Here is a 4,399-nt window from a genome sequence, read left to right on the forward strand (position 1 = left end):
GTGATCCTCTGGCCCACAACTTCGATGACGGCGCTGAACGAACCATAAGCCTGTGAGATCTTGGCTGCATTCGATGCGACTTCATTGCCGTTAACCCCGAGGGACTGCTGAAGCGCCTTGTACTCCTTCGCGAACTTCTCCTGTCGCCCTCCTGAAGGGGCCCTGCGAGCGTACCCTACAGCAGGCGGCCTACTACGCCACCCGAACGCTGAAGGAGATCGCTGCGAACTACGACGCCATGTTCAAGGGCGCTCCGGCGCCATGGCTTTGATCGCTTGCTCTGCGTTACAGGCCCGGAACTGACGGTGGACGAGTGGTATGCGGTTCATCACAAAGCAGTGATCCGTCGCCCTCAGGTGTCTCACGATAGGTCGCCACGCCTGCGATACGCAAGATCTTAACAACCTGGCCTTATGTTCGTACGTAGGGACAACTTTCGGTTCTCATTGTGCGACCACCTCATATCCTCATCGGCGAAGATGCACGTGTTGCGGCGCTAGCCGAATACGACCTGCTCGGTTCAGCACCGATGCCTGGCTTCACGCAGATCGTCGCTCTAGCTGCGCGGTTGTTCGAGGTGCCGACTGCTTTCGTCTCCCTACTCGATCGTGACCGACAGGTGTTTCACGCCAAGGTCGGCCTCAGCCTGTGCGAGACCAACCGGGAGGTCGCGTTCTGCTCGCATACCATCATGCAGACCGAGGCTCTCGTCGTGCTCGACGCCACCCTCGATCCACGCTTCCATGACAATCCCCTCGTCACTGGGCCACCGCATATCCGCTTCTACGTCGGCATTCCACTGCGGTCGCCTTCCGGTCATGCCGTTGGCACGCTTTGTCTAGCGGACTCGCGGTCGCGCAACGCCTTCTCCGACATCGATCGGCAGACGTTGCAGCAGCTCGCAAACCTCACCCTCGATCGCATGGAGTTGCGCCGGTTGGAGGTTGCGCACCGAGCAAGCCAATCGCGTTTCGAGCAGATCGCGTCGACCTCCCCGGACGGCATCATCTGTGCCGACGCCAGCGGTCGCATCACTTTCTGGAATGCTGCCGCCGAACAGATATTCGGCCATGGGAGCACCGAGGCTATCGGACAGTCGATCGACCTGATCGTCCCCGAGCGCATGCGCGGGGGTCATGGTGGCGGCCTCCATCGGGTCGCCAACGGGGGCAAACCTAGGCTCGTTGGCAAGACCATCGAGCTGCCAGCCCGTCATAAGGACGGGACCGAATTCCCGATCGAGCTGTCGCTGTCCAAGTGGCAGGAGGAGGGGCGAGCGGCTTTCGGTTCGATCGTGCGTGATATCCGTGAGCGACGCGCCAACGAGGAGCGCTTGTTCCGCCTTGCACATCTCGATCCACTGACCGAACTGCCCAACCGCTCCGTCTTACACGAGCGGCTGGATGAAATCGCCACTGCGGGCCGACCTGTATCCGTGCTGATGCTCGATCTGGATGGCTTCAAGGAGGTCAACGACAGCTACGGCCATGGAGCCGGCGACTCTGTCCTCAGAGTGATGGCGACCCGTATCCTCGCCTGTGTCCGTCCGATCGACACGGTTTCCCGGCTTGGCGGCGACGAGTTCGTTGTCCTCCTACCCGATATCGGCGATCCGCTCCGCGCTGCCGAGGTGGCGGGTACCATCATCGCAGCCGTCGCCGAACCGGTGGAGTATGACGGACAGACGCTCAGACTGGGCGCCAGCCTTGGCATTGCCATGGCGCCTTCGCATGGCAACAATGCCGAGGAACTCCTCGGATGCGCTGATCTCGCATTGTACCAAGCCAAAGGCGACGGCCGACATTGCCATCGGCTGTTCAGCCCCGTCCTACGACACCAGGCGCAGCGTGCTCGTGTTTGCCGGGACGAGTTAGGTCGGGCGGTCGAGCGTGGCGAGTTCGTCCTGTTCTACCAGCCGCAAGTGCGCCTAAGCGATGGCGTCCTGGTCGGAGCGGAAGCGTTGATCCGCTGGGAGCACCCTGACCGCGGCCTGCTTGCACCAGCTGCATTCATCGACGTGCTCGATAGCAGTCGCTACGCTGCTCAGGTCGGCGACTGGGTCCTGCGCACAGCTTGTACCCAGGCAGAAGCATGGCGTTCCGCGGGAGCACTGGACTTCCGTATGGGGGTCAACCTGTGCAGCGCTCAGTTTCAAAGGGGCGACCTTACCGAGACGGTCCGCGCCACCTTGAGCGACACCGGACTGCCCGCCGCCTCCCTGGAGTTAGAGATCACCGAAAACATCGTGCTGCGCCAGGAGATCGAACTGATCGCGACATTGCACAGCCTCCGCGAGACTGGGGTCGGCATCGCGTTCGACGACTATGGGACGGGCTACGCCTCCCTCAGCCTCCTGAAGCGCTTTCCACTGACGCGGCTGAAGATCGACCGCTCGTTCGTGACAGGTATGCTCGCCTCGCATCACGACGTGACGATCGTCCGTGCGATCCTGCAGCTTGGGCTCGGGTTCGGGCTGTCGGTCATTGCCGAAGGCATCGAGACCGAGGCCGAGCATGCCTGCCTGCGCACTGAGGGCTGCCAGGAAGGGCAAGGCTACCTGTTCGGTAAGCCGATGCCAGCTGATGCGTTCGCGGCCAGCTATGGCCTAGGCGTAGATGCTCGTTGGGCGCCGGCCAAGCGGCTCGGCGCAGCCTAGGTGATATCCGAGCACGGTCCGCGGATCGTGGTAGCCTGAGACCTCCACGACACGAACCAGATCGCCCCCGTAGGGTTCCTTGCGTTGTGGGAATAGCAGGGGATCAACCACAGGTAGGAGGGCCTTGGGCCTTAATAGCTATGCTCGGGGAGCGGCAATTCGTCGTTCACGAGGAACTCATGCAGTGTGCATGGAACAAACAGCGGAACGAAAACGGACCCTACTTCAGAACCTTGCCCACTATGCGGGACCGGCGCGTGCCAAGCTATGTTTGGATCTGATCACCGCTGCACGGCTTCTAGGGACCGATCCGAGTATTATCGAGGCGATCGAACAAGGCACCAGCAACGATCTCTCCCTTGAAGCTGCGATCGGTTTAGCGCAGGGGCTTGGTTTGACGGATCTGGGGTTGCCCCGGTCAAAACCATCGGGATCGATCTAACAGGCATGTGATGAAACCGAGTGCTTCCGACCTGCGTAGGCCGGCCTATGAGCATTTCGAACGATCCTCCCTCGGACTATTACCAACGCCTGGCATCGGAGGTGCGCGCTGCCCGCCTGCGATGCGCCTACTCCATCGAGGCCTTGGCCGAACTCGCCAGCGTCGATACGTCGGTGATTGTTCGCTTTGAAAAGGGTAACTTCAGCGGGGATGATACCCTTTATCGTGAGCGCGTCCTCGACACGCTCGGATTGGGTGCTCTGGCAGGTCGCTGAGGCGCTAGATTGCGGCCGCCTGCAAGATGAACATCTCATTGCCGTTGGCAGGCTGTATGCCGGCATTAGGGCTACAAGCCTCCCGATAGGCGAATGCGGAACTATGAGCCGACAGATCATTCCACTGCGCCCGAAGGGGGCTGAGCAATCGGCTCTCGCTCGGACCGATGTCGCCGCCGTAGCGCTCCTGGCCGGGGGCCAAGCTACGAGCCTGCAGGCGGCGCGGGCTGAGGTGATCCTAGCGGACCTGCGGCTACGGCGGGATGAAATGACGGCGCTGCTCTCCGACCTGCGTAGGCGGGAAACGAGTAGGCTACCTCATATCGATGTTGCAAACGCCAATCTCATCGTCGCGATCGTTCAAGGGGTGGTGCAGATCGACTTGTTCATCGCGCAGGCCCGTGGCCTCATAGAGAGAACCGAGCAACCGGGTACTCTGCCGCTTGGCGAGTCGGGGCAGGCGCTGAAAGGCGCCTAGTGCCGGTAGCGCTCGGCGAGGGCCATGAGGGCTCCTGCGAGCTCGGTGAGGTTGGCCGAGGCCGCCTCGACCTCGCGGGTGCCGGCGGCGGTCTGCTGCTCGCCTGGCGGATGTTCTGCAAGGCGCCCATCACCTGCTCGATGCCGAGCTGCTGCTGGTTGGTCGACGCCACGATCTGCTGGAAGGTCTGCACGTTCTCCTCCACCCGCCCGGTGATCTCCTCGATCGTGCGCTGGGTCGTGTCGGAGCGCGCCTTGCCGGTGGCCGCCCGCTTGACCGCCTCCTCCGTCAGCATCACCGAGGTGTTGATGCCGCGCTGGATCTCCGAAAGGATGCCGCGCACCTGCAGAGTGGCCGCCTTGGCATGGTCGGCCAGAAGCTTCATATCCGAGGCCACCACCGCAAAGCTGCGCCCGCTCTCCCCGGCCGCCGCCGCCTCGCTCGCGGCGTTGAGCGACAGCAGGTGCGTGCGCTCCGAGATGTCGTTGACCGTATCGATGATGTCGCCGATCGTCTGGGTCTTCTCCGACAGCGTAACGATGTTGCCG

The 4,399-nt window shown here is 62.4% G+C and carries 4 protein-coding genes and 1 pseudogene; 4 read left to right on the plus strand and 1 reads right to left on the minus strand.

Features of this window, described 5'->3' with window-relative positions:
* The first annotated feature begins 529 nt into the window (after positions 1-529).
* The 4 genes from MKK64_RS07365 to MKK64_RS07380 all read left to right on the plus strand — a co-directional run bounded on the left by MKK64_RS07365 (position 530) and on the right by MKK64_RS07380 (position 3,851).
* Positions 530-2,656: a putative bifunctional diguanylate cyclase/phosphodiesterase gene (locus MKK64_RS07365; protein WP_243933098.1), complete on the plus strand. Its 2,127-nt coding sequence runs from the start codon at positions 530-532 to the stop codon at positions 2,654-2,656.
* Positions 2,657-2,846: 190 nt separating this feature from the next.
* Complete coding sequence (locus MKK64_RS07370) at positions 2,847-3,098, plus strand: hypothetical protein (protein WP_243933099.1); 252 nt, start codon at positions 2,847-2,849, stop codon at positions 3,096-3,098.
* Positions 3,099-3,145: 47 nt separating this feature from the next.
* Positions 3,146-3,373: a hypothetical protein gene (locus tag MKK64_RS07375; RefSeq protein WP_243933101.1), complete on the plus strand. Its 228-nt coding sequence runs from the start codon at positions 3,146-3,148 to the stop codon at positions 3,371-3,373.
* Positions 3,374-3,641: 268 nt separating this feature from the next.
* Complete coding sequence (locus MKK64_RS07380; RefSeq protein ID WP_243933102.1) at positions 3,642-3,851, plus strand: hypothetical protein; 210 nt, start codon at positions 3,642-3,644, stop codon at positions 3,849-3,851.
* On the opposite strand, the pseudogene MKK64_RS07385 reads toward MKK64_RS07380, so the two are convergent.
* A pseudogene (locus MKK64_RS07385) lies at positions 3,848-4,399 on the minus strand (methyl-accepting chemotaxis protein); the annotation flags it as partial. The gene MKK64_RS07380 and the pseudogene MKK64_RS07385 sit on opposite strands and share 4 nt — an antisense overlap.

This window comes from Methylobacterium sp. E-025 (genome assembly GCF_022829705.1).
GTDB lineage: Bacteria > Pseudomonadota > Alphaproteobacteria > Rhizobiales > Beijerinckiaceae > Methylobacterium.